This window comes from Flavobacterium sp. WC2409, assembly GCF_041200085.1.
Classification (GTDB): Bacteria; Bacteroidota; Bacteroidia; order Flavobacteriales; family Flavobacteriaceae; genus Flavobacterium.
Genome location: NZ_CP165625.1, coordinates 1,840,781 through 1,867,643, shown reverse-complemented (window position 1 = coordinate 1,867,643; position 26,863 = coordinate 1,840,781). Strand labels below are relative to the sequence as shown.

Sequence of the window (26,863 nt, the reverse complement as noted above, 5' to 3'; positions counted from 1 at the left end):
TAGGCTTAGTTTTCAATTGAAATTATGTATTATGGTCATTTCATTTCAAGTTATTTTATCCGAAAACCAAAATGACCTGCATTAAATCATTACCATTTATTACTATAAAAATTAGTTGTTTGCGAAATATTTTAAAATAAAATCATGTTGCTGATTCAAACTCATTTTATCAGTTTCTTTAATTTCAATTTTCATTTTTAAGAAACGTTCATCCTCACTTAAAACATCAAAGAATTCCATTTTTGCACATGATGGACCAAATAGAATTATTTGTTTATAATTTTTTATTGCGTCACCTATTTTATTATAATATTCATATAAAACATGTTTTTCTGTGTTTATTAAAACTGTTGCTTTTTTTGAGATTTGTAACTCTTTTTCTTCTATTGAAAATTGTGATTCTATCGTTTTTATTTCAAATGGATTATTTGTAAATTCCATTAAATAAGCAATGGAATGATCCATCCATATACCTAATTTTTTAACTCTTTTCATACCTTTTGCTTTAATTAATTATAGTCTAACTAATACTTTGTAAAAGGTTAAATTTCAGTATTTTAATTGTAAATTACATTATACAATTTCAACGGAAATTTATATAATTAACGTATGTGTTTCATTGATGAAATAGCAAAAATGGAAGAAATGTTATTTGATTTATAAATAGTTAGTTTGTGCTTGTTATTTTTTTTGCAATTTCAGTAGGTGGCACAACACCGGTGTAAATTTTTGCGTAGGCGGCCGTAAATTCGGCCCCAAAAAACAAAATCATAGAGGAGTAAGAAACCCATAATAAAATTAAAATTACAGACCCCGCTACACCATAAACAGATGCTGGTTCAGCCGTGCTAAAGTAGTATGCTAAAATAGTTTTACCAATTGTAAAAAGGATACCAGTAACTATTGATCCTAACCAAACATGTTTCCATTTTATTTTTGCATCGGGTAAAATTTTGAACATTAGAGCAAAAAGTATTGATATAACAGCCAATGAAAATATAAAATTGATGCAATTGAAAAAAAGAACGGAATAATTATAAGTATATATTCCAATCCAATTTCCCATACTAGAAAGCATTGTAGATATAACTAGAGAAATCATCAATAAAAATGCAATAGCTAATATTAATCCAAAGGAAAAAAAACGTGCTTTCAATATTGTAATTATCCCTTTCTTTGGTAATACTTCCACTTTCCATATTAAGTTCAGCGTTTTTTGTAGTTCAACAAAAACTGCCGTGGAACCAATTAGTAACACTATAACACCAACAATTGACCCTAAAAAACTTGATTTCGTTTCAGTAGATTTAGCTAAAATTTGGCTAATTTGAATGGCAGTTTCGGACCCCATTGTATTAGTAATTTGTTCTAATATATTTTTGTTTACACTTTCTTTTCCAAAGAAATAACCAGCTATAGAAATAATTAAAACTAATAAACCAGGTATACTAAAAATAGCATAATAAGCAATTACAGCACTTTGTCTAAACGGATCTTTTTCATTCCATCCTTCATAAGTTGTTTTCAATAGTTTGCCAGTATGTTTAATATGAAATTCCATGTAGATTCTTTTTTGTAATTGGACTTAAATTGGAATTGTTTTTTAGGGGTTTAATTGATTTTAGAACTCCTTTTAAGATATCCTTAAAACGTAAATTTTTGATAGTTTAATTTCAGATAAAAAAAAGGACTGTAGATTAAAACAGTCCTCAATTCAACCAAAAACCAACCAAATCTTTATTTTTTAGACTATTTATTTTAAAAGGTACTTGTTTCCATTATAAGTTGCATTCCCGGATATTGAACACCTGCATTATCCTCTGCAGTTATAAATATTTTCGAAGGCTTGAATGGAGTTACAGTTTCAAAAGAAGCCTTAAGTTTAGAAGATAAAAACTTTGAATCACTTTTTATTTGACCAATATTTTTCACTGAGGAGTCATCAGTCTCCATCCAAACAACATACGCACTTTTTGGAGGCTCAATTCGGTTAACTTCAGCAAGATTTTCCAATTCAATTTTAATCAAGTAATTTTTATTTTCATCTTTTTTTATTTTTACATCTCCACGTGCTGCAGGTACAATGGATGAGGTTTGAAAAGCCACTTTTTTGGCACAAGATGTAAAGGATATTAGTGTCATGAGAGCAAATACACTTAAAAGTATTTTTTTTGAAATTATATTGAATGTAATTTTTTTCATTTTTGTTTATTATTTATGAATGTATTTTTATTTCAAATGGTTGTTTTACTAATAAAAATATTTTCAATTGTTAAGATTGGTTATTTACGATGTAAATCTTTGAAAGCTTGTATAATTAACTTAAATAGCGTCTTAATATCCAAGCTGTCGTCTCATGTTCTGTCATTAAGCTTGTTAAAAAATCGGCTGTACCAATATCTTTATTATCTTCTTCAGACTGCTTTATTCCTTTGCGTAGCGCTACAATAACAGTTTCATGGTCATCAAGAAGCTCTTTAATCATTTCTTTTTGTGAAGGATATTTATTAGGCGATTCTTTTAGTTTTGAATGTGCTATAAACTCATTCATTGTACCGATAGTTTTTTCGCCAAGCTTGCTGATACGTTCTGCTACATTATCAATACTTTCTTCTAATTGTTTGTACTGATTTTCAAATAATTTATGAATTTCCATAAAACTTTCACCAGAGACATTCCAATGAAATTTTCTAGTTTTAATATATAATGTCATTTCATCTGCTAAAACGGATGAAAGTAAATCAGTACTGTTTTTTAAATTATCGGCTGTTATTCCTATTTGTGGCTTCATATTGTAAATTTAAATTATTACGTAATCTTGTAATTTGGATTCTATTATTTTTTGTCACGTACTACAAGTAGTACTCCTCCAACAAGTAGAACAATACCTACAATTGGTGACCATTGTACTGGGTGATTTGTTTCTTTATTGATTTCAATAGGTCCAATATCAACTACTTTTTCTTTAGTAATATAATTGAACCCGTTATAAAAAATCATGATTGCTCCAATTACAATTATAAGAATTCCTATGTTTTTTGATTTCATAACCTGTTTTTTAATATTGATTTCGATTTCTTAAATAATTAAGACTAATTCTTTCGATTAGTTAAGATTCATCTTTTGTTGTGCGTACTAAGCTTATTCCGGCACTAAAAAACACAATACCTAGTACTCCGTAAATAATTAATGCTTTAACATCATTATTACTACCACCTGTATTTGCAAATACAACAGCTGTATAAATAAGAGCTCCAATTCCAAGCGCTGTAAGTAATGCTCCAAAGATTCTTTTAAGATTCATAATTTTATTTTTTTAAGAATTAATAATTTGTTTATTTATATTTTAAATTCGTTTTAAAATACAAATGCTGTTAAAATGAATATGCATTAGTATAAATTTTTAATCTTATTTGACTTGTTAAATATCTAGTGCTAATTTCTACAACAAAGATAAAGGTCTTGTACCCAGTAAGTTTTACATTATTTTAAATAATACTTTCATCTTTCACACATTTAGAGGTGCTACTATTCCTTTTAAGTAAAGAAAAAGTGCTGTTTATCAGTTGATAAACAGCACTTTTAGTAGTTTAAATAACCAAATGTTTATTGGGGTAATACAACTGTATTCATTTGAAGTGTAACAGCAGTTTGAGCAAGCATTCTTCCGTTAATGGAGGCTCCTGTTTTTAAATTAATACCAGTTTGGCTTAATATATTTCCTTCAAAATGGCTAGTTGTTCCTAGAGTAACTGCACCAGCCGTCTGCCAGAAAATGTTTTTGGCTTGTGCACCTCCAGCTAAAGTAATTCTAACGGCTGAACTCATATTAAGATTTCCTGCAACCTGAAAAATCCAAACATCAGTTGGACTACCTGAGATTGTAATATCAGTTGGGATGTTTAATGTACTTGTCCATGTATATAAACCTGGTGTAAGTGTTTTTCCACCTATACTTCCAGCTCCTAAATTTAGAAAATCGGGATTAATACGACCCGCGGCATTCGTATACGCCGTTTCCATATCACCTACAGCTGTTGTTAATCTGGTTGCATCGGTTATCTTGCATGCAGGACCTGTAGCGTCAACTGAATAAACAGTTCCGGTTACTTCATCACATTTTAAAAGAATAGCCGCTCCTGTAATTGGACTTGCTCCTACATCACCAGTGACCGCGGATTTATAGACATCGGTAATACCTGTTTTTGATAGTATTGCAAAATTTCCTGCAACACCAAGATTTATTGTTTCTAATGTAGCGCTGTTTGTCAAATTTGAGGTTGACTTGTCAGTTGAAGGTATTGGTGTGGTTTTAAAAATTGAATTTGCAACAACAGCTGTGCCTGAATCCGTATCAGTACTACAGCTCGTCATTAATCCAACTAAAAGCACTGCCAAAACAGGAAACATTTTTACTATTTTCATAATTTTATTTTTGAAATGTGACTTATTTATCACATTCCAAAATTCAGTTATTTATATGCTAATTAGTTGCTGTATTGTCGTTAAATGTTGTGAAATTCGAATGTTTGAATGGTTATGGGTGTTTTTAACTGAAAAGAGCAATGCTCCTCTAATGAGGAACATTGCTCTTTTATCTTAAAAGAGAATAGTTTTAAATTACATTCTGGCCATATACCAGTTTAATTCTTTTTCAATTCTTTCAAAATGGAAAAAGGCTGTAATGTTTTTTTGAAGGCGTAAAAAAGCAGTTTCGCTTTTTACAACATAATCAAATGCCTTATGGTGCATACAGCTAATGGCTACATCAATTTTATCTTGAGATGATAACATTACTACTGGAATATCAGGATTAAATTCTTTTATTTTATCCAATGTTTCAATGCCATTCATAGCATTTTTATCAATTCCATCCAGATGGTAATCAAGAATAATTACGTCAGGTTTCTTTCCTAAATTGGCAATGCATAGCTCACCAGTTGCAAAAGTTTCAACAATAAAATCAGTGTGATGAAGAAATTCTATTTCTAATGATTTTAAGAAAACGGCATCATCATCTACTAAAAAGAGTTTTATTTTGTTATCGTTTTTCATTAGTTACTATTTTTTATATTATTAAATTCTATTTCTAATTCTTTACAAGATAAGGTACAAATGGTTTCTAGCTCTAAAACCAAATGTCCTATTTCTTCTATATTTTCATGTTCAAGAGCACTATCTTGAACTTTTTTTGCCATATCTTCATACTTTGGGCTTATTCCCATTATTGAAAAGGACGGGATCATCTTATGTACAGAAGCTTTTAACAGTTGCCAGTCTTTGTCTTTTAAGCTTTCTCTCATGGCAGTTATTAATGGGGGTGTTTGCTGTAAATAAGCATCTATCATTGCCATCATTAATTCTGGATTCGATTTAGTCCTAGTTTTCAAATATTCCAAATCAATACTTTTTTGGATATCTTTTGGTTCTAATTCATCTGATTTTAAAGAGGAAGTTTTTTTTACAATACTTACAATTTTGCTATATAATAATCGTTCATCTACTGGTTTTGCAATGTAATCATTCATTCCTACTGCCATGCATTTGGCTAAATCTACAGTGGTAACATCAGCAGTTAAAGCAACAATTGGTATTTGTGAATTCATTGTTTTTCTAATGTATTCAGTTGTCTCAAATCCATTCATTACTGGCATTTGTAGATCCATTAAGATAATGTCATAGGAGTTGTTTTGCAATTTTTCAATGGCGATTTTTCCGTTTTCGGCTATATCTCTTTCAAAACCAAAATCATCTAACAAGGTTTTCATCAACAACTGATTCAATGCAATATCTTCAACTACTAATACTTTTATATTATTAATTTCAGTATCCAATTCAAGAAATTCGTTATTTACTTCTGCGTCAAGGTTTGTTTTTTGAAAGTCTAATCTAAAACTAAATGTAGTTCCTACATTAACTTCGCTTTCTACATTTATAGTTCCTCCTTGAGGTTCTACTAATTGTTTTACAATGGCAAGTCCTAATCCGGTACCACCATAAATTCGGGATGTTCCACTTGTTGCTTGCTGGAAATTGTCAAATACGGTTGCGATTTTTTCTTTAGAAATTCCAATTCCCGTATCTGTAACTGCAAATTCGATAGTTATATTTTCTTCATCTTCATCAATTAGATTCACACTAACTGTGATTTTTCCTTTTGAAGTAAATTTTACTGCATTACTTACTAAATTTAAAATGATTTGATGCAAACGTACTGGATCACCAATTACAATTGGTGGAATGCTTGGGTCATATTCCTTTACTAATTTTAAATTTTTCTCTTGAATTTTTGTTTCAAAAAGATGAAGCATAGAAGAAATTGAAGACTTTAATTTGAATGGTATTTTTTCAAAAGTCATTTTACCTGCATCTACTTTTGCTAAATCAAGAATGTCATTTATAAGAACAATAAGTGCATCACCACTCATTTTTATGGCTGTCAAATATTCCTTTTGTTTTGCCGATAATTCAGTTTTAAGAACTACTTTCGTAAAGCCGATAATGGCATTCATGGGAGTTCTTATTTCATGGCTCATGTTAGATAAAAACTGTTGTTTTGCCTTTACCGCATTTTCAGCAATTAATGTTGAAAGTTCAGCATTTCTTTTTTCTTCCTCAGCAATTCCAGTAGCTAGTTCAGCAAATACTTTAGCTTCAATTAATTCGGTTTCAATTCTTTTTTGATCTGTAATATCTCTGGCTACAACAACAACACCAAGTACATTTCCTAATTCGTTTTTATAAACTGAACCATTAAAAAGCACATCTGTCAGTTTCCCATCTTTATGACGAAGAGTCAATGGAGAATCAGCAACAGATCCTTTTGCAAATACTTCTTGATAAACTTCCCGAGCCATTTGTGGTTCTGTGAAATAATCTAAGAAATCGGTGCCAATTAGTTTTTCACGATCGATGCCCGTAATTTTCACGGTGGCTTCATTCATATCCGTAATCTTACCTTCTATGTTTATTGTTACCAATGGATCACGACTAGCTTCAATTAAACTAAGAGAATATTGAGATGCTAATTTAGAAGAGTCACTAAGTGATTTGAGTTCCTCGTTTACAATATCTTGTTTTTCTTTTTCTTTGTTTTGAAAGTCTAGTTCGATGCCAGCAATTACTAATTCAGCAGCTCGTTTCTCTTTTTCATCGTTTTGAAAAATTAGCTCTTTATTGGCCAAATATAATTCAGCAGCTCGTTTTTCTTTTTCATTATTTTGAAACAAAAGTTCCTCGTTTGCAATAATTAATTCATTGGCTCTTTTTTCTTTCTCTTCGTTTTGAAAAGCAAGTTCTTCGTTTGCAATAATTAATTCATTGGCTCTTTTTTCTTTCTCTTCATTTTGAAAAGCAAGTTCTTCGTTTGCAATAATTAATTCATTGGCTCTTTTTTCTTTCTCTTCGTTTTGAAAAGCAAGTTCTTTGTTTGCAATAATTAATTCATTAGCTCTTTTCTCTTTCTCTTCATTTTGAAAAGCAAGTTCTCTATTAGCAATTCGTAAATCCAAGGCCCACTTTTGCTCAGCAATATCTCTCGCTACAATTACAATTCCTAATACAGCTCCTTTATCATCTTTATAAACAGATCCATTAAACAAGACGTCAGTCAACTTACCGTTTTTATGTCGAATTGTTAATGGGGAATCAGCTACTGATCCTTTAGCAAATACTTCTTGATATACTTCTTGAGCCATTTTTGGTTCAGTAAAATAATCTAAGAAATCAGAACCAATTAATTTTTCACGATTAACTCCAGTTATTTTAACTGTTGCTTCATTCATATCAGTAATCTTTCCATTGATATTTATTGTTACCAATGGATCTTTACTAGCTTCAATAAGACTAAGTGAATAATTAGATAGTAATTTTTGGGAGGCTGTAAATGTTTCTAATTCTTGATTTCTAATTTTTAAATTCTTGACTATTATAAAAACAAGGGTAAATATGACTAAGATTAATAATAGTAGTAAAAAAAATAGCACTTCTGAATTTTGGCGACTATTTTCGTTCTCCGTTTTTCTTAGTTTTAAAGAATTATACTCATCATAATTAATATCAGATATAATATCCTTTATCTCATCAGTAATAATTTTTCCATTCTTAAGAATCGTAATTTTCTCCTCTTCATTTAATAGTTTTATATTTCTGTCGTCAATTAATTTTCTCAATAAAATTAATTTTTCGGCTGTTTTTGCCTTTAATGAATTAACTTGTTGTTGTTGTTTTGGATTGTTTTGAGTAAGTACTGATAATGCTGATAGATTCCTGTTCATGGCTTTTACGGCATTATTGAATGTTTCTAAGAAAAGGCTATTTTCAGAAATAATGTACCCTCTTACTCCAGTTTCAATATCAAGAATATCCAAAAGAACATTATCGTTTTTGCGTAATATTTCTTGTGCTAAGTCAGTGGAGTCACTTGTAGATTTTACTTTTAGATTGTTATAATAAAAAACTGCCAAAACCATTGCTAGTATAATAGCTATAAGAATGGAGTAGAGTTGAAATCTTTTTTCTGAAATTAATTTCATGATGGTTTGGCAACTTTAATTGATGCTATTTGTAATAGTGTTATTTTTAATTCCTACTTCTTCAATTGGGCAACGTCTTTTATCTTTCATGTTTTTAAAGTGAGAAGGGGTAAGCCCAGTGACTTTTTTAAACTGACTGGATAGATGCGCAACACTACTGTATCCCATTTTCCATGCTATTTCAGTGATATTATGTTCTCCATAAATAATTAGTTCCTTAACGCGTTCTGTTTTATGAGAAATGATAAAATGTTCAATAGTTGTTCCTTGAACTTCTGAAAATAAATTAGACAAATAGGTATAGTCGTGATTTAATTTATCACTTAAATAATTAGAAAAGTTTACCTTAATAATTTCATCAGAATGGTGAACCATTTGAATAATTACATTTTTTATTTTTTCTATTAGCATCGATTTTTTATCATCCATTAATTCAAAACCCGAATTAAGTAGACCAGCTTTTAATAGTTCGCGTTGTTCCATTGTGATATTTTCCATCACGTCAACTTCTCCTAAATCAACAAGAATAAAGTGCAATCCAAGTTTTTTCAACTCTTCTTTTACTGCCATTTTACAGCGATTGCTGACCATGTATTTGATATATAATTTCAAATTTTTTAATTTTAAACTAATGAGTAAATTTTGCGCTATTTTATTGAAAAAACTTATATAATAGTAAAAATAAGTTGTATAATTTACTGATTTTTAATGCTAAATAATTTCAATGATTGTAAGGTACGAACAAAGGTGTGTAAATTGTATTTGTAAATAGTAATTTTACTAGAAATTAAATAAGATAAGGGTCAAGTATGTTTCAGTAGCAATTGCTATACCTGAAACATACTTGACCCTTATTTTCCGATAATACGGTATTATTTTATAAAGAAGTTAACTCTTTAGCTGTGACATATTTTCTTTTAACTTTATTATTTGATGATTCAATAAGGGATGTTTTATTATAGGCGGTAAAATTCCCTAATTGACTACTAAATACATTGTAATCTCCTTTTATATTAAACCGTATGGATGCGATATCAGTATTTTTTAGTTTTTCCATTTCTGAATTTGAAAATGAATAATACCCAATTATTGTATTACCATTAACCTCTGAATTCCCTTTGTCTAAACAAGTAATAATGGTATTATCAGTTAAATAAACATAAATAGTTCCTGCAATAATAAATTTGGGATTTGTAGTCTCAACTGCTAATTTGAGGATTCCATTTGTATCCGTTTTTGCAATTTGTACATTTACAAACCCTGTCAAGGCGTAGTTTTCACAGATAAAATTCCATTGACTAGTTGCTTTGTAGCCTTTATGACCGTTAAAAGACATTAATTCTTGACTTGAAACTGTAAATGAAACTAATAATAATAGAACGAGAAGTTTGTTATTCATTGCTTATTGTAAATAGGGATTAATTAAGTATTATTTTCTTTCAAATAAGTCTACCCAATCCATTGATTTTATTGCTGAAATTTTGTTTTCCTCATTCATATAAACTCGAAGTTCTTTATTCGCCACTTTTTTACTATATAATGCTTTGTAACGAAAAATGGTAGTGCTTTTATTTATGTCTTTGTATATTTCCATTAACTGTAAATCTTTAAAATCACCATACCATTGTCTGTATTTTGTACATGTTTTAGACAGCTTTTCTAATGTAATATTATTTATTACTGATCTAGTTGCTTCACTTTCAGTAAAAGGTTTAAATTTTGATGTGTTGCAAGTCATTAATATGCGTTTTCCCAAATTATAGGCTCTGTCTTTTTGAAAAGTAGAGACTTCATTAATTGCTAATTTTACCGTAGTAACTTCTTCTACAATAGGTGTGTCTATTTTTTTTGATTTACATCCGGCTAATACAATAATACTTAAGATTAGAATTATTTTTTTCATTTATTGTCTTTTAATTTTTAGTAATAGGTTAGGGTCTGGGCAGTTTTCTAAATAAAAGGGTAAATCCTTTTTACTGCAAACACCAGGATAATCACCAAGATTATTGGCAATATTTTTTATAACTTGAAAATGTAAATGCGGGGAATAGTCTCCATTTACACTAGCGTCTCCTAATGTTCCTATGGCTTGTCCTTTTTTGAAAAATGCACCAATTTTTAGATCTTCTAAACTTTCTAACGATAAATGACCGTATAAAGTATAAAAAACTTGATTTTCGATTTCATGTTCTAAAATAATTGTTGGACCATAATCTCCCAAGTCAGCATTGTTTTTAAAACTATGTACTTTTCCATCTAATGCTGCCAATATTGGAGTTCCTGCTTTTATCCATAAATCTAGACCAATATGCATATTTCGCTCTGCTGTTGTGTCATCTTTAAATATGATACTTCGCTTATAAAGGTTTCTTTCTTCATTGTATCCACCAAAAGCTACTTTTGAGTTATTTGTAGATAAGTAGTGCTCAATGTATTTTTCGAAAGCAACAGCATTTCCAATTGATTCTTCAGCTAATTGAATATTAGAAACAGATAAATCTAAAGGGATATATTGATTACTAGTAATAGAATCAGGAATTACTTTTACGTCTTGCGTTTGATATAGTAATTTTTCTAAAAGGGTCATTTAAGAGCTTTTTATTATGAGGTTTAAAATAAATTAAAAAAAGCCAACATAAAAAATTTACGTTGGCTTTATAACTTTTATTTAAGACTAAGTATCTTATTTCTTGATTTCAACTTTAGCATCACCACCACCAACTGTAACATTGGTTTCGCTTGCCCCGTCTTTTGTACTTACGTCTACACCATCAGTTCCTACACTTATTGAAGTTCCATCAGGATTTGTTTCTTCTGGTTCTGCTGCTGGAGTAGTTACTTCCACAGTTGTTTCGGTAGGTTGTGGTGTTTCTTCTTTCTTTTTACAAGATATAAATGCCATAATTGAAAGCATTCCTACGAGCAGTGTTATTTTTTTCATTTTCATTTTTTTAGATTTGTGACTAATTTATTGATTCACAATATACTATTTTTATTTTTATAAAAAAAATCCCAATCGGTACTAGATTGGGATTTTAGATTTTGTTTAATATAAACTTGGAAATTTCGAAGGATTTACTTCGTTCATCATAGCATATACTTTTTCAAAAATATCTTCTGCAGAAGGTTTTGAGAAATAATCTCCATCTGTTCCATAGGAAGGTCTGTGTGCTTTTGCAGTTAATGTTTGTGGCTTACTGTCTAAATAATTATAACCATCTTGTTGTTCAATAATTTGTTGTAAAATATATGCTGATGCACCACCAGGGACATCTTCATCAATTACTAAAAGGCGATTGGTTTTGCCAATACTTTTTACAAGATCGTGATTGATATCAAAAGGTAATAATGACTGTATGTCAATCACTTCACAGTCAATTCCTAATTCCAAAAGTTCATTGGCCGCTTGTTCTACTAATCGTAAAGTGGATCCATAAGAAACTAATGTGATATCACTACCGTTTTTTATGGTTTCAACCACTCCGATAGGAGTTTTAAATTCTCCATAATTCAATGGCATTTTTTCTTTTAAGCGGTATCCATTTAAGCATTCTATTACTAATGCTGGTTCATCACATTCTAGTAATGAATTATAAAAACCAGCTGCTTTTGTCATATTTCTAGGAACTAATACATGAATTCCTCTAACAGCATTAATGATCATTCCCATAGGAGAACCAGAATGCCATATGCCTTCTAATCGATGTCCACGAGTACGAATTATTAAAGGTGCTTTTTGTTTTCCTACCGTTCTGTATTGTAATGTAGCTAGATCGTCACTCATGATTTGGATCGCATACAATAAGTAATCTAAATATTGTATTTCGGCAATAGGTCTTAAACCTCTTAATGCCATACCAATTCCTTGTCCTATTATTGTAGCTTCACGAATACCAACATCGGCAACGCGTAATTCACCATATTTCTCTTGCATTCCCTCTAAACCTTGGTTTACATCACCAATAGCCCCTGAGTCTTCACCAAATATTAAAACTTCAGGATATTTTGTAAAAATTGCATCAAAGTTATCACGTAAAATCATTCTACCATCCGTTTCTTCTTTTATACTTTCAGAATATTTAGGCAAAACTTCTTTGGCAGAAAAAACATTTGAATCAGATTCTGAATATAAGTGACTGCTAAATTTATATTGATTTTTCTTGGTGTAGCTCGTGATCCAATTGGACAATTCGTCTTTTCCTTTTTCATTAAAGATTAAACGCAATGTTTTGCGAGCAGCAATTAGTATTTCCTTTTTCAAAGGATCCTTAATTGTATTTAAATTTGTTGAATGTTTTAAGATAGCAACTTTATGTATGCTTGTTTCCGCTATTTTATTTAGTAAGGCAACTAATTCTTTTTGTTCCGCTACAATAGGCTGTATAAATGTTGTCCATGCCGCTTTTTTACCTTCAAGAACTTCTTTTTTGGCATTGGCGTCAATAGCATCAAGTTCTTCTGGCGATGCAATATTGATTGCAATCATCCATAATCTCATTTGACGAATACAGTCATAATCCTTTTCCCAGGCTAGGCGATCCGCATCTTTATATCGTTCATGAGAACCGGAACTAGAATGACCTTGTGGTTGCGTTAATTCATTAACATGAATTAAAATCGGAATGTGTTTTTCACGAGCAATAGCTGAAGCTTTTTCATAAGTCGCAATAAGATCAGAATAATCCCATCCTTTTACTCTTAAAATTTCATAACCTTTATCGTCTTTATCTCTTTGATATCCTTTTAAAATTTCCGAGATATTTTCTTTAGTTGTTTGATGTCTGGCATGAACTGAAATTCCATATTCATCATCCCAAACACTTACAATCATTGGTACTTGTAAAACTCCAGCCGCATTTATAGTTTCAAAAAATAGGCCTTCAGATGTACTAGCATTTCCGATTGTTCCCCATGCAACTTCATTTCCGTCAATCGAAAAATTTTCTTTATTCGGAATTCCAGGTACTTGTCTATAAATTTTAGAAGCTTGGGCAAGACCTAATAGACGAGGCATTTGCCCTGCTGTAGGAGATATGTCCGCACTAGAATTTTTTTGTTTTGTTAAATTTTTCCAAGAACCATCTTCATTCAAACTATGAGTGACAAAATGGCCTCCCATTTGTCTCCCAGCAGACATAGGTTCTTGTTCAATATTAGTATTGCCATATAATCCGGCAAAAAATTGTTCTACAGTCAATTGACCTATCGCCATCATAAAAGTTTGATCGCGATAATATCCAGAACGAAAGTCACCATTTTTAAAAAATTTCGCCATGGCTAGTTGTGGAACTTCTTTTCCATCACCAAAAATCCCAAATTTAGCCTTTCCAGTCAACACTTCTCTACGACCTAACAAGCTACATTCCCTACTTATTATAGCGATCTTGTAATCGTTTAATACTTCAGTTTTGAAATCTTCGAATGTTAATGTAGAATTAGTTTTTTCTTTTATCATAATTGAAAAGGGTTACTTAGCGGGACAAATTTACTTAAAAACTGGCGATTATCATAATTCATTGAAATAAATATAATTTAATTATTAACAAATAAAAACGTTTATACCGAAAAAAATATTAATTATATGTAATGAAAAATCCATATTACAGAATATAATTCAATATAAACACTTAAAATCATTTAATTAGAACCATTTTCTATTAAATAAATTGATTAATATTTTTGGTGATAAAGTAATAACGAAGCGTATTTTTTCATTGTAATTTTTCTGACTTATTTCCCAGCCGTTAGAAGAATAAACAGGAAGATACATTTCAAAATAATCAGGAACTAAATTTAGACGAATGCCACTGTCATACGAAAACGTTTCATTTTGATGTTTATTTTTTAGAAATCCAACATCACCGTAAGCCTCTATAAAATTCCAAATGGTGTAACTTCCATTCAAAGTTGTAATCCATTGATTGGCAAATGGGGTTGCTAGTTTTGACTTAAAACCACCCTCGGCTACAATTAATTGTTGACTAAAAAAACCGCTATTTTCAGATCGGCCATAATAGTTATAATCAAATAAATAATCTGTTGGTCTGTCCAAAGCAAAACTAAAAAAGTCTGAATTGGTATTATTGTATAAAAAACTACCAGCAAAAAGGCGTAAATTGATTTGACGGTTGTTTTCAAATAGTTTTCTGTATTCGAATTCTGTCGATAGTTTTCCAAATTTCTTTGATAATTGCAAATCACCCATGAAGCTTAAATGTTTGGTGATTTCGGTTTTAGTATCGTAATATTTAGCATTAAAAACCGAATAATTTACATTTGAATTGTCAAGAACAATTTCACTTTTTTCTCTGTTTACCAGTACTTGCCGTAATAGAATTAACTGTTTTCTATTGTCTCTAAAATCATTTTCCCTAAATCGCATGGTCACCATTGGATTTATTTTTAAATAGGCAGCATCAGGAGCATAATGAAAATAGGCTCCATACAAGGAATATCTTACATTGTAAAGAGAACTTTCTCTGTAATTTTGATTTACTGCAAAGGATCCAGAACCTGAAAAAGTCTGAGCTTTTGTTGAATATGCGGGATTAATATCAAAGATAAAAGGCTTTTCTAAAATGGTTTTATTATGCAACCTCAATCCAGGTGAAAACCCATCATATAGATTGTAAGTTAAAGTAGGAACATATAAAACTTGATTATAGTAAGGATCTTCAAGATCCTTCATGAATACAAACTTGATAGGACGGTTATTTGGAAAAAAGGGTTTTAATGATTTCCAGTTATTTCTTAAATTATATTCGGGTACTTCATTTTTATAATTTAAAATAATTTTATCGGCATTTTTTCTATCTATCCTATAAATGCTATCGGTATCATTGGGTTCTAACCATTTTTTGAATACAATTTCTCCGTTTTTGATGCCGTAAATAGGAACAGGGACAATAACTCCAGTCTTGTTTTTTAGTGAAAAATAAATGGAATCATTGGTTTTTGCGACAGCTGAAAATTTATAATCAATAATAGCTCTAGACTTTATAATCGTGTTAAAAAACCAATTGATATTTTTGGCTGTGTTGCTTTTCAAGATGGTTTCAAAATCTTTTTCTGTACTTTGCTTTTCCTTATTTAGAGCATAGAATTGTTGGATGCTTTTGTCTACTGAGTTTTGATCTAAATAACTGTCTAGAAAACGTAAACTTAGTCCAGCTCTATATTTACTTGCAATTTGTTCATTGAATTTTACAAGTGTATTTTTAGGATCTCCAAGTGCTTGATCTAAGTTTTTTCGAGCCATTAACATATAAAAATAGCTGTATTGTTCATTAAAATCTAAATTGGTCAGGTTGAAGCTTTTTAACAATTTAAAACTGGATGCACTTCCTAGCATTTTACTGTTTGGATGATTTTCATCGATATATTTCATCATGGTATACACCTGAATCGCATCGTAAATCCAACCGTCTTTCCTGATATCTGCGCGCAAACTATTTTTTAGGTAAACATTCAAATAGGTTTTTAGAAACTTAATTTCATACGTAAACTCATCAGAAAAGGGTCTGATAAAAGAGGGCAGCTGATTCAAACCATAAAATGGATTTCGATCGTAATCCGCCTGAGTAATCATTATTTTATCAAATGGATAGTCCCCAACGAGTGTATTTACATAATTAACTACATTGTTGATAACCAAGGATTGCTCAATGATACTTATTTTATCCTCTTTTAAATTAGTAATCACCTCAAGAGAATTATTTTTAAAACTATGAAAACTAATTTTTGGTTCTATAAAAAGACCAAAATTGAGTCTGTTTTTTCCAGTAAGCATGTAAATTGAAAAATCTTGATTTTCAATCGATGCTGTACTTTTTAAATCGGTAGTAACTTGCAGTCCTTTAGTAACTTTTAGTTCAATATCAAAATCAGATACTGCATTGGCAATGTCATCGAGATTTTCATTGTTGTACACTACAAATTCATGGTTTTCATATCGGGCAGGAGTAAGGTACCATGTTTTTAAGTTCATGCCTCCCAGTCCACCATAACCATATTTTGTAAATGCATCACTAGGAATCTTGACAATATACGTAAGATGAATTGTTGTTTTTTGATGTGGCGCTAATGGCGCTCTCAACTTGACAGTAAGTACATCAGGGTTTTCTTCTGTTCTTAGCCAAGTTAAAAAAAGTTTTTGGTCATCAATTATAGTGATGTTGTTTGTGCTTCCTCTTTCGGCTTCCTTGGCCAAATGAAATCCACGGTAAAACTCATCCGAAAAACGTTTTGCCAATGGAGAATTAACATTAGAATAAGCATTGTTCCAATCATTTAAAACGATTGCTTTTAAATTGTCATCAGATTCATTAAAATAGGTAATATCCTGTTGAATATTGAGCGTCTTTTCATCAGAATTAACTTCAACCACCATTTGAGAATGATGTTGCGCAAATTGTTTTATTGATGTCAATAAAGCCAAAGAAAAAAAAACGATTTTAGCGAATGATTTCAATTATGTATTCCAGATTAAATTGGATTCCAAGATACGTATATTTAGATAAAAACGTAATAAAGAACAAAAAAAAGCTGTTTTAAAAAAAACAGCTTTAGGATTAGAAATTAGGTTTTAAATTGTATTTTTTATAGAAATTGTCTAGTACTTCAACCACTTCGTCTTCGGTATCCACAATTTTAATTAAATTCAAATCATCTGGACTTACCGTTTGTTCTTTTTCGATAAGTACCGTTTTTACCCATTCTATCAGTCCAGACCAGAAACTCGTTCCCACAAGTATAATAGGGAATTTAGCAATTTTCTTAGTTTGTATTAACGTAATTGCTTCAAATAATTCGTCCATAGTACCAAAACCTCCTGGCATTACCACGAAACCTTGAGAATATTTTACAAACATTACTTTTCGAACAAAGAAATAATCAAAATTTAAATTCTTATCACCGTCAATATATGGATTAAAATGTTGCTCAAATGGCAACACAATATTTAACCCCACGGATGTTCCTCCGCCCAAGTGCGCTCCTTTATTTCCAGCTTCCATAATTCCAGGTCCACCACCAGTAATGACACCATAACCCGCTTTACTAATTTTAAAGGCAATACTTTCGGCAAGTAAGTAATACTTGTCTTCGGGCTTAGTTCTCGCCGATCCAAAAATAGAAACACAGGGTCCAATGCGCCCCATAGTTTCATAACCGTTTACAAATTCGGCCATGATTTTAAAAATCGCCCAGCTGTCATTAGTTCGTATTTCATTCCAAGTTTTTTGTTTCAAATGGTCTTGGATTACCTTATCCTCATCATTGTCAAAATCTTCTAGTCTCATATTTGTAAAATTGATAATTGAATATCAGCAACTTAGAGTTATTGATATTTAGTGTTAAAGTTATCAGGAGCTTTTTCCAGCTTTTCACTGTATCTTTTCCTTGCTGAAAATAGCAAGTAAAAGGATGCCGTTGCAATCTGGGCTAGTACTCTTGGATACTAAAGTAATTCTTTTTTTAAAAATGATACAATATTGTTTTTCTTATTTTTATAGGTTTTTTTGTAAAAAGGATAGGAGGAGGGTTAAAACTGCTGTCCTACAATAAATTAGTTGGTTCTGAGCTGAAAGATATAATTTCCTGAAAAAATTAGTTTCGATTGGGTTGTTTTATTCTTTTATACGGTATCGTTCAAGATCAATTCCATTTGAATGTTACATCGTTTGTAAGGCGTTGTGTGTCCAACTATTTTTTGAAAACCCAATTTTTGGTACAATTGGATAGCTGGTTTCAAAATAGTGTTGCTTTCCAAATATATATTTGAAGCACCTAGTTCTTTGGCCATATTAATAACTGCCGTACCCAGTAAAAAACCAATATTTTTACCTTGTGCTTTGGGAGAAACGGCCATTTTTGCCAGTTCAAAATCATAGGTGTTATCATTCATTTTAATGAGAGCACAAACGCCAAGAGGTTCATCGTTGTAAAGAGCAACAACTATTTTGCCTCCTTTATTTATTATATATTCGTTTGGATTGTCTAGTGCTTTGTAATCGGCTTCTTCCATTTCAAAGTAGGTTGAAATCCATTCTTCATTAAGTGACTTAAAAGCTGATTGGAATTCAGCACTGTACTCAATAATCTTAACATTTTTACTTTCACGTAATTTTTTTTGTTCTAGAACTCTTTTAAATAGTGATTTTTGTTCTAAAATATATTCCCATTCCTCAATAGCCTCCCAAAGGTTATGGGTCGCTTCATTGATAATAGATTCTATAGCCAAATCAACATCTTTATATTGAAGACTTATTTTTTCTGAAAGTTTTATTCCTTTTGTAGTTAATGCAACTACGTTTCGGCGTTTATCATCTGAATTTAGGTTTATTTGAACTAGTGTAGCAGCAGTCATTTCTTTAATTATTTTTGTGACAGATGGTTGTGAATGTCCTATTTCATTTGCAATTTCAGTAATTGTCTTTTCTCCATCTTCTGAAAGAATAAAAAATACGGGAAACCATTTTGGCGAAAAGGTTACATCGTATAATTCATAAATTTGTGAGGCATCCTCCGTTACTTTGGCAGTCATTAAACGCAGTCTGCTACCTAAAGCCATTTTTCCAGTTTTTTCAAAAAAATCCATATACATATTTAATTATATAATTAGTTATGTAAATGTAATAAATAAAATAATCGAGCAAAATTTTATTTTATTTTTTTGAGGATATACTAGTGAAATAAATTTCACTTCGAAAAGTAGTGCTTGTTTTTTTATTAAAAAGAAGTAATGATACACCTCCCAGATTCATTTCTAATAAAGTTATACATGTAACAAGGAATTTATTAGCACTCTTATTCAATGCTTTGTAATAGTGTTGTAAAGTTTAGGTTTATGCTTTAAGTTATTTATGAGCTTGAATTATTAAGGTTAGGATTAGGTCTCAAATACTCTATTTTAAATGATCTTATTACTTTTTTGTTGCGGCATCAAAAACACGCAAGTAATTACCACCACCAATTTTTTCAATATCATTTTGATTAAAACCTGTTTTCAATAAGGCATCTACAACAACATAATAAAAACCTTCTTTTTGTTCTTTCCATGCAGTATTAGTTGTGCCACCTTGTCTTTTAATGAAACCCTCTGGGACAACCATTTTAGTGTCAGTTCCTAAACAAACGTGGTCAATACCAATAGTATTTACCATCGCTTTTATATTTTGTGCATACTCCATCGGTGATTCGGCAAGATGTGTCCAAACTCCAATTACTCCTCCAGATTTTGCAACAATTTTGGCTTGTTTTTCACTAATGAGCCTTGGCCTCATCATTTTGGACATTTTAGGGTCGTTTCCTAATTGAGTATCAAGTCCAGTATGAGAAATAATTATGGGTTTTGTAGATAATTGTAGTGCATCATTTATGGTATCATTACTGCAATGGGTAAGGTCAATTAGAATACCAAGACTATTGCATTCTCTTATTACTTTTTTACCCATTTCTGTAAGTCCTCCAAATCTAGGGGTATCAGTATAAATATCGCCTAACGGTATAAGAGATTGATTGTCATGTAGCAATCCTAAATGTCTGACTCCTCTATTATAAGCAATTGCGATACGTTTTATTTCCCCTTCTATAAAATGACCTCCTTCTACAGACTGGATGACAATAGGTTTATTTTCTTTTTTAGCTTTTTTTAAATCATTTAAATTAAGAGCACGATTGATATCGTTTCTTTTTAAAATTTCATCCATTTCATCTAAGCATGTGTTGAATCTTTCGTAAGCTTCACCTTCTTTTGTTAAATCAGGGCGATCAACTTGAAAAGTCATACATACTGCTGTCAAACCTGATGTTTTCATTTGCTCGGCTAAATTATATTTCTGCCCAATGAATTCTTCTTTCCTATAAGGCACATCCATATGGCTGTGAGTGTCAATTCCAAAAGTTTTAGCTACTATTTTGGCTATTCTTGGGTCAAATTCTTTGCTGCTCGAAGCCCAACTTGAAAAAGGACTCAACACAATTGCTGTTCCAGCTCCAGTTGCACTAATAATAAATTTTCGTCTTGACCATCCTAGGTTACTGTTGTCCATGTTATCTTTCATGTATTATTAGCTTTGAGTTGTCATTAATAAGCATGGTCTTTTTTTGAAATACTGAAAATCAACACAATTTAGCTAGGTGAATTAGCAGCATTCCTTTTTGTAAATTAATTATCTTTTGGACTTAAGATTTTTAAAAAGGTTTAATTTAAGGTTTGTTTTTTTTGAAATAGTATTTTACCACTTTCTATCTAGTAAATTAATAGGCGCTTGAAGTGTTGAAAAAGCATATTTGTTTTTTCATGTATGGGATGTTAATGGATATAAAAAGGAAATCCGCCTTGCAGCGGATTATAATTATTCTAATTCTTTCTTTAAAAACTGCGCCGTATAACTTTTTTTGTTTTTAATGATTTCTTCAGGAGTTCCCTTGGCAACTAGTGTTCCACCACCTTTTCCACCTTCTGGGCCGATGTCGATGATGTAATCGGCTAGTTTTATAACATCCATATTGTGCTCAATAATTAAGATGGTATTCCCTTTGTCTACCAGTTTATTAATTACAGTCATCAATACGCGAATGTCTTCAAAATGCAGGCCTGTGGTAGGTTCGTCTAGAATATAAAACGTATTTCCAGTATCTTTTTTAGACAGTTCTCCCGCCAGTTTTATACGTTGCGCTTCACCACCAGATAGGGTAGTGCTTTGTTGACCTAGCGTGATATATCCCAAACCTACATCTTGTATGGTTTTTACTTTTCTATATATTTTAGGAATCATTTCAAAAAAAGGAACCGCTTCATCAACCGTCATATTTAATACATCCGAAATGGATTTTCCTTTAAACCGAATCTCTAATGTTTCTCTATTGAAACGCTTTCCTTGACAGGTTTCGCACTCTACATACACATCGGGCAAAAAGTTCATTTCGATGGTACGAACCCCTGAACCTTCGCAGGTTTCGCAGCGTCCCCCTTTTACATTAAAACTAAAACGTCCTGCTTTATAACCGCGTATCATACTTTCGGGAGTTTTGGTAAACAAAGCCCTGATTTCGGTAAATACTTCGGTATAGGTGGCAGGGTTAGAACGCGGTGTTCTACCAATAGGACTTTGGTCAATATCAATTACTTTATCGATATGTTCCAGTCCTTCAATTTTTTTATATGGTTTTGGTTTTTTGACACCATTAAAATAAAAGGCGTTCAAAATAGGGTAGAGGGTCTCGTTGATTAACGTTGATTTCCCACTGCCCGAAACTCCAGTGACGCAAATCATTTTACCCAAAGGCAAGTCAATAGTAACATTTTTTAAATTATTTCCGGTAGCGCCAGTCAATTTCATGAATTTTCCGTTGCCTTCTCTTCTTTTCTTGGGAATTTCTAATTTCATTTTCCCGTTCAAATACTGAGCAGTAATAGTATTGGATTGAAGTGTTTCGGCAGGTGTACCAATGCTGATAATTTCTCCACCAAATTTTCCCGCTTTCGGACCTATATCAATCACATAATCAGCTTGCTCAATCATGTCTTTATCATGTTCTACTACAATAACTGAGTTTCCAAGATCGCGTAATTGCTCCAAGGAATGAATTAGTTTTTCATTGTCTCTCTGGTGTAAACCTATACTTGGTTCATCTAGAATATAAAGAACTCCCACTAGTTGAGAACCTATTTGAGTGGCTAATCTAATGCGTTGTGCCTCTCCTCCAGAAAGCGATTTTGAGCTTCGGCTTAAAGCCAAATAATCCAAACCTACATTCATCAAAAAGTGCAATCGATCCTTGATTTCTTTAATAACTTCGGTAGCGATTCTTTTTTGTTTATCTGATAAATGGGTGTTTAAATCATGGAACCATGCAGTCAAATCAGAAATATCCATATCACATAATTCCGCTATGTTTTTCTCGTTTATTTTAAAGAATAACGCTTCTTTTTTTAATCTAGATCCTTCACAAACGGGACATTTTATTTCGTCCATGAATTCCTTGGCCCAACGCTTAATAGTAGTTGAACCACTCTCATCATGTTGGTTTTTTATGAAATGAGAAATACCTTCAAAATCAATTTTATAATCTCTTGCAACTCCCAAAAGAGCCGAGTTTATCGTGAATTTTTCTTTCCCACCATTCAAAATCATTTCCATCGCTTCCTCTGGAATTTTTTCTATGGGATCTGTAATTTTAAAATCGTATTTCTCTCCTATGATTTCCAGTTGCTTAAAAATCCAAGAGGATTTGTATTCGCCCAAAGGCGCAAAACCCCCTGCTTTAATAGATAATTTAGGATTAGGAATAATTTTTTTAACGTTGATTTCATTTACCGTTCCCAGACCATTACAATGATCACAGGCTCCTTTTGGAGAGTTAAACGAAAATAAATTAGGCTCTGGATTTTGATAGGATATTCCCGTTGTAGGACACATTAAATTTCTACTAAAATAACGTACTTCGTTAGAATCTTGGTCCAGCACCATCAACACATTTTCTCCATGATGCATGGCTGTATTAATACTTTCTGATAATCGTTTTTGATTGTCGGGCGTGTATTCGACTAGCATTCTATCCACAACAATTTCGATATCGTGTGTTTTATAGCGATCCAGTTTCATTCCAGTTGTAATTTCGCGAACTTCTCCGTTTACACGAACTTTTAGAAAACCTTGCTTGGCAATTTGTTGAAACAATTCGCCATAATGCCCTTTTCTAGCTCTAATTACTGGAGCCAGAATATTGATGCGTTTATTGGTAAAATCATGGGTAATTAAGTCTTTAATTTGCTCATCACTGTAGCTCACCATTTTCTCACCCGTGTTGTAACTGTAAGCATCGGCGCCACGAGCATAAAGCAAACGCAAGAAATCATATATTTCTGTAATAGTTCCCACGGTCGAACGCGGACTCTTACTAGTCGTTTTTTGTTCAATGGCAATAACAGGCGAAAGTCCATCAATTTTATCGACATCCGGACGCTCTAAACCGCCCAAGAATTGTCGTGCATAAGCCGAAAATGTTTCTACATAACGACGCTGTCCTTCGGCATAAATAGTATCAAAAGCCAATGAGGATTTCCCAGAACCCGAAAGCCCAGTTATAACAACTAGTTTCTCTCTTGGAATCGAAACATCTATGTTTTTAAGGTTGTGAACGCGTGCCCCTTGAACTTCTATGGTATTGTCTTTGTCTAACATAATTTTTGCAAAAAAGCAAAGTTAACCTTTTGATTTATTCTTTCCATAGAACACTTTAGAAGTTTATGTTAAAATGGAGTGCATTTTTTAGAAAAAAGCTGTTGTTTTTTAGGAGCAGTACGATTTAGTTTTCAATTAGGTTGTCTTCCCGCTTTTCGTCTCAATCTTGTGTGGCAAAACACTTGCCCCACAAGGATTTCCACTTCAATCGGGGCTAGAGAGAGGCTTTTGTTGTTGAAATGAGGAATTTGTATTGAGCACTAAATTTTTATTTGAGAGTTAAATACAAAAACGCTAACAATTGTGTTAGCGTTTTCTTTTTCTTGTAGTCATATAATTTTCGACAGCTTCCCTTGTAGTAAGCCAGTTACGACCTTCTTTGTAAGCATCTATTTTACCTTGTCTTGCTAATAAGCTAATATATTCTTGACCATAAGCCATCCCTGGTTCTTGAACAAGATTCGAAATTTCAATGTATTCATTATCATTACCAGGAAGTGCATTCAAGTAGATATTAAGCGTACGCTCCAAAGCTTGGCACATCAATAAGGTCATTTTTTGATAATTACCACCATTGGCTTGGTTGAGTGCTTCATAGTATTTCTTGCGGTCATTTTTTAAGATAATCGCAGGTGGAAAACCACAACGCATCAATAATAAATTCATAGCTAAGCGAACCGTACGACCATTTCCATCAAAAAAAGGATGAATCCAAACGAGTTTATGATGAAAAATTGCCGCGAGCTCAATATCATTAAGACCTAGCGGATTTGTATTGATAAAATCTATTAACTCATCTAGCAAATCAGAGACTTTATTGGCATTTGGTTGGACAAAATTAGCTCCAGAAATTCGTACACCTCCATTGCGCAAGCGACCTGCAAAATCATCTTCAATGGAACGTAAAACTAGTCCATGCAATGATAAAATATCAATACTGCGCAATACATAATCATCGTTTACAATTGAAAATAAATAATCGATTGCTTTATCGTGATTGTGTGTTTCAAAATGTTCTCGTAATGATTTTCCTTTGATGGTTATTCCTTCTTGTAGGACCATTTGAGTTTCTCTTAAACTTAGTGTGTTTCCTTCAATACTATTAGAATTGTAAGTCCATTCTATGGAAAGACTTTCTTTGATTTTATTCAAAGCGATATTGGGCAAGGGTCTGCTGGTTTGCAAAACTTGCTTTTTTTCATACAAACGATCAAAGGTTGTTTGAAATTCTTCTCTATAGCTTAGATCTATCTTCCACATAACTACAAAGATACTCTTATTATCGGGAATATCACAAAATTAACCTATCCGATATTAAAATAAACTATTTTATTGAATTTATTCGATGGTCATTGATTTTAACTTGGTTCTGTAAGCTTCTAACGCAATAGATTTTGAGATGAATCCATGGTATTTTTCATCTTTAATAACAGGGAGAAAAGCCATTTTGGATCTTTCAAACTTATTCATAACCGTCTCCATACTATTAAAAGGATAGATAACTTCTGCAGGGGTTGACATAATATTTTTGACCAAAGTGTATTTAACACGATAAGAATTAAATATAATTTCTCGGATATGATTGAAATGAACTATACCTAATAAATGTTTTTCATTGTCAACAACAGCAAAAATCACTTGATTGGAATGTGATATTAAATCAACTAATTTTTCTAGATTTTCATCTGGAGAAATGGTTAAATAATCCGTTTGTATGATAGAATTAGTGTCTAGGGTTGAAAGTACATTGGTATCTTTATTACTTGTAAAAGCATGTCCTTTTTGAACTAAATCTTTTACGTCCATCGAATGTTTTTCAAAACGTTTTGAAATAGCAAAACTAATAGACGCCACAATCATTAGTGGGAGCATTAAACTATAGCCACCTGTGATTTCAGCAATAAGGAATATAGCTGTTAACGGTGCATGAAACAAGCCACTCAAAATTCCAGCCATTCCTACCATGGTAAAATTACTAACGGGTAATTTTGTAAGTCCAGTTAAATTTATAAATTTTGAAAAGAAATAACCAAGATAAGAACCCAAGAATAAAGCAGGGGCAAAGTTCCCTCCATTTCCTCCAGAACCTAATGTAATTCCCGTGGCGAAAACCTTTAACATCATTGTACAACCAACGAATGCTAGTAGAACCCAACTATTATTTCTAAAATCACTAAAAAGGGTGTTTTCTAATAATTTTCCAGGATCATTATCAGATAATACTTTAATACTTTCATAACCTTCTCCAAATAAAGTAGGGAAAATGAATATTAGAACGGCTAAAATGGAGGCACCTAGTAAAGCTTTTTTATAAGGGTTTAATTTGAGTCGGTGAAAAAAGTGCTCCGTTTTCTGAAAATTTCGGGTATAATAAATAGAAATAAATCCAGTAAATATTCCTAAAAGAATATAAAAAGGTATTTTGTGGTAATCAAAAACTTGCTGTTGTCTAAAATTTAATAAGATTGTTTCATCCAATACAATTTCGGATACAAGTGCTCCTGTTGCAGCAGCAATCATAATAGGTGTAAAAGCAGAGATACTCACATCCACTAGTAGAAATTCGATTGCAAACAAAACTCCCGCAATAGGTGCATTAAATGCAGCAGCAATTCCGGCGGCTACTCCACAACCTATGAGTAAAGTTCGGTCTTTATAACTCAGCTTGTATTTTTGAGCATAATTAGATCCAAAAGCCGCACCAGTAACTACAATTGGGCTTTCCAGTCCTGCAGATCCTCCTAAACCTACTGTAAGGGAACTAGTAAGTATTTGTGCATACATTTGTTTTTTGGGGATGATGCTGGCCTTCTTTGCTACACCGTATAATATTTGTGAAGTTCCTTTTTCAATGGAGCCACCTAGTACTCTTTTAACTACAAAAACGGTAAGTAAAAGTCCGGCAATGGGTAAGACACTATTGATGAAACTCAATTTTAAAATTCCGTTGATATAAGTTGCAAATGAAAAAACCCAGTGGGCAAATGTCTTTAAAACAATTACGGCAAATGCGGAAGTAATACCAACTAATACGCTAGATAAGAAGATGAATTGCTTTTCTGTCAGTATGGATTGGGACCAAGCAATTATGCTTTCTAATTTAGATCTAAATTTTTTGAACATTTATCTTTATTTGAAAAT

The 26,863-nt window shown here is 31.8% G+C and carries 22 protein-coding genes; all 22 read right to left on the bottom strand.

Annotated features, from left to right (window positions below):
- Nucleotides 1-111 precede the first annotated feature (111 nt).
- A complete protein-coding gene (locus AB3G34_RS07985) occupies nt 112-495 on the bottom strand; it encodes a hypothetical protein (protein ID WP_367753624.1) in 384 nt (127 codons plus the stop codon).
- 172 nt (nt 496-667) lie between these two features.
- Nucleotides 668-1,561, bottom strand: a complete 894-nt coding sequence (locus tag AB3G34_RS07980; protein WP_367770532.1) for a YihY/virulence factor BrkB family protein — start codon at nt 1,559-1,561, stop codon at nt 668-670.
- 197 nt (nt 1,562-1,758) lie between these two features.
- A complete protein-coding gene (locus AB3G34_RS07975) occupies nt 1,759-2,202 on the bottom strand; it encodes a hypothetical protein (RefSeq protein ID WP_367753620.1) in 444 nt (147 codons plus the stop codon).
- Nucleotides 2,203-2,317: 115 nt separating this feature from the next.
- Nucleotides 2,318-2,791, bottom strand: a complete 474-nt coding sequence (locus tag AB3G34_RS07970; RefSeq protein ID WP_367770530.1) for a Dps family protein — start codon at nt 2,789-2,791, stop codon at nt 2,318-2,320.
- A gap of 44 nt (nt 2,792-2,835) precedes the next feature.
- Nucleotides 2,836-3,048, bottom strand: coding sequence for a hypothetical protein (locus AB3G34_RS07965; RefSeq protein WP_367753616.1), 213 nt, complete (start codon nt 3,046-3,048; stop codon nt 2,836-2,838).
- A 61-nt stretch (nt 3,049-3,109) separates the two neighbouring features.
- Nucleotides 3,110-3,304: a hypothetical protein gene (locus AB3G34_RS07960; RefSeq protein WP_367753614.1), complete on the bottom strand. Its 195-nt coding sequence runs from the start codon at nt 3,302-3,304 to the stop codon at nt 3,110-3,112.
- Nucleotides 3,305-3,606: 302 nt separating this feature from the next.
- Nucleotides 3,607-4,425, bottom strand: coding sequence for an ice-binding protein (locus AB3G34_RS07955; RefSeq protein WP_367770527.1), 819 nt, complete (start codon nt 4,423-4,425; stop codon nt 3,607-3,609).
- A 195-nt stretch (nt 4,426-4,620) separates the two neighbouring features.
- A complete protein-coding gene (locus AB3G34_RS07950) occupies nt 4,621-5,055 on the bottom strand; it encodes a response regulator (protein ID WP_367770525.1) in 435 nt (144 codons plus the stop codon).
- Nucleotides 5,055-8,534 (bottom strand): PAS domain S-box protein, encoded by a 3,480-nt coding sequence (locus AB3G34_RS07945; RefSeq protein ID WP_369754020.1) that lies wholly within the window; start codon nt 8,532-8,534, stop codon nt 5,055-5,057. Before AB3G34_RS07945 ends, AB3G34_RS07950 begins: the two co-directional genes overlap by 1 nt.
- Nucleotides 8,535-8,549: 15 nt before the next feature.
- The gene (locus AB3G34_RS07940; protein WP_367757943.1) at nt 8,550-9,125 is read right to left on the bottom strand and encodes a helix-turn-helix domain-containing protein; all 576 of its coding nucleotides are present in this window, start codon (nt 9,123-9,125) and stop codon (nt 8,550-8,552) included.
- A 286-nt stretch (nt 9,126-9,411) separates the two neighbouring features.
- Nucleotides 9,412-9,933 carry a hypothetical protein gene (locus tag AB3G34_RS07935; RefSeq protein WP_369754019.1) on the bottom strand — a complete coding sequence of 174 codons (522 nt, stop codon included), beginning with the start codon at nt 9,931-9,933 and terminating at the stop codon, nt 9,412-9,414.
- A gap of 30 nt (nt 9,934-9,963) precedes the next feature.
- On the bottom strand, nt 9,964-10,437 hold the full coding sequence (locus AB3G34_RS07930) for a hypothetical protein (RefSeq protein ID WP_367770518.1): 474 nt from the start codon (nt 10,435-10,437) through the stop codon (nt 9,964-9,966).
- The gene (locus AB3G34_RS07925) at nt 10,438-11,121 is read right to left on the bottom strand and encodes a peptidoglycan DD-metalloendopeptidase family protein (RefSeq protein ID WP_369754018.1); all 684 of its coding nucleotides are present in this window, start codon (nt 11,119-11,121) and stop codon (nt 10,438-10,440) included.
- 96 nt (nt 11,122-11,217) lie between these two features.
- Entirely contained in the window at nt 11,218-11,475 is a 258-nt protein-coding gene (locus AB3G34_RS07920; protein WP_367770512.1) for a hypothetical protein, read from the bottom strand.
- A gap of 105 nt (nt 11,476-11,580) precedes the next feature.
- Nucleotides 11,581-13,989, bottom strand: coding sequence for a thiamine pyrophosphate-dependent enzyme (locus AB3G34_RS07915; RefSeq protein ID WP_369754017.1), 2,409 nt, complete (start codon nt 13,987-13,989; stop codon nt 11,581-11,583).
- A gap of 186 nt (nt 13,990-14,175) precedes the next feature.
- Nucleotides 14,176-16,923 carry an aminopeptidase gene (locus AB3G34_RS07910; RefSeq protein ID WP_369754088.1) on the bottom strand — a complete coding sequence of 916 codons (2,748 nt, stop codon included), beginning with the start codon at nt 16,921-16,923 and terminating at the stop codon, nt 14,176-14,178.
- 181 nt (nt 16,924-17,104) lie between these two features.
- On the bottom strand, nt 17,105-17,833 hold the full coding sequence (locus AB3G34_RS07905) for a TIGR00730 family Rossman fold protein (protein ID WP_367753596.1): 729 nt from the start codon (nt 17,831-17,833) through the stop codon (nt 17,105-17,107).
- 335 nt (nt 17,834-18,168) lie between these two features.
- Nucleotides 18,169-19,131, bottom strand: a complete 963-nt coding sequence (locus AB3G34_RS07900) for a GNAT family N-acetyltransferase (RefSeq protein ID WP_369754015.1) — start codon at nt 19,129-19,131, stop codon at nt 18,169-18,171.
- A 325-nt stretch (nt 19,132-19,456) separates the two neighbouring features.
- On the bottom strand, nt 19,457-20,596 hold the full coding sequence (locus AB3G34_RS07895) for a dipeptidase (RefSeq protein WP_369754013.1): 1,140 nt from the start codon (nt 20,594-20,596) through the stop codon (nt 19,457-19,459).
- Nucleotides 20,597-20,890: 294 nt separating this feature from the next.
- Nucleotides 20,891-23,722, bottom strand: a complete 2,832-nt coding sequence (uvrA, locus tag AB3G34_RS07890) for an excinuclease ABC subunit UvrA (protein WP_369754010.1) — start codon at nt 23,720-23,722, stop codon at nt 20,891-20,893.
- Nucleotides 23,723-24,028: 306 nt separating this feature from the next.
- Nucleotides 24,029-24,982 (bottom strand): Fic family protein, encoded by a 954-nt coding sequence (locus tag AB3G34_RS07885; protein ID WP_369754009.1) that lies wholly within the window; start codon nt 24,980-24,982, stop codon nt 24,029-24,031.
- A 78-nt stretch (nt 24,983-25,060) separates the two neighbouring features.
- Nucleotides 25,061-26,845: a chloride channel protein gene (locus tag AB3G34_RS07880; protein ID WP_367753588.1), complete on the bottom strand. Its 1,785-nt coding sequence runs from the start codon at nt 26,843-26,845 to the stop codon at nt 25,061-25,063.
- Nucleotides 26,846-26,863: the final 18 nt, after the last annotated feature.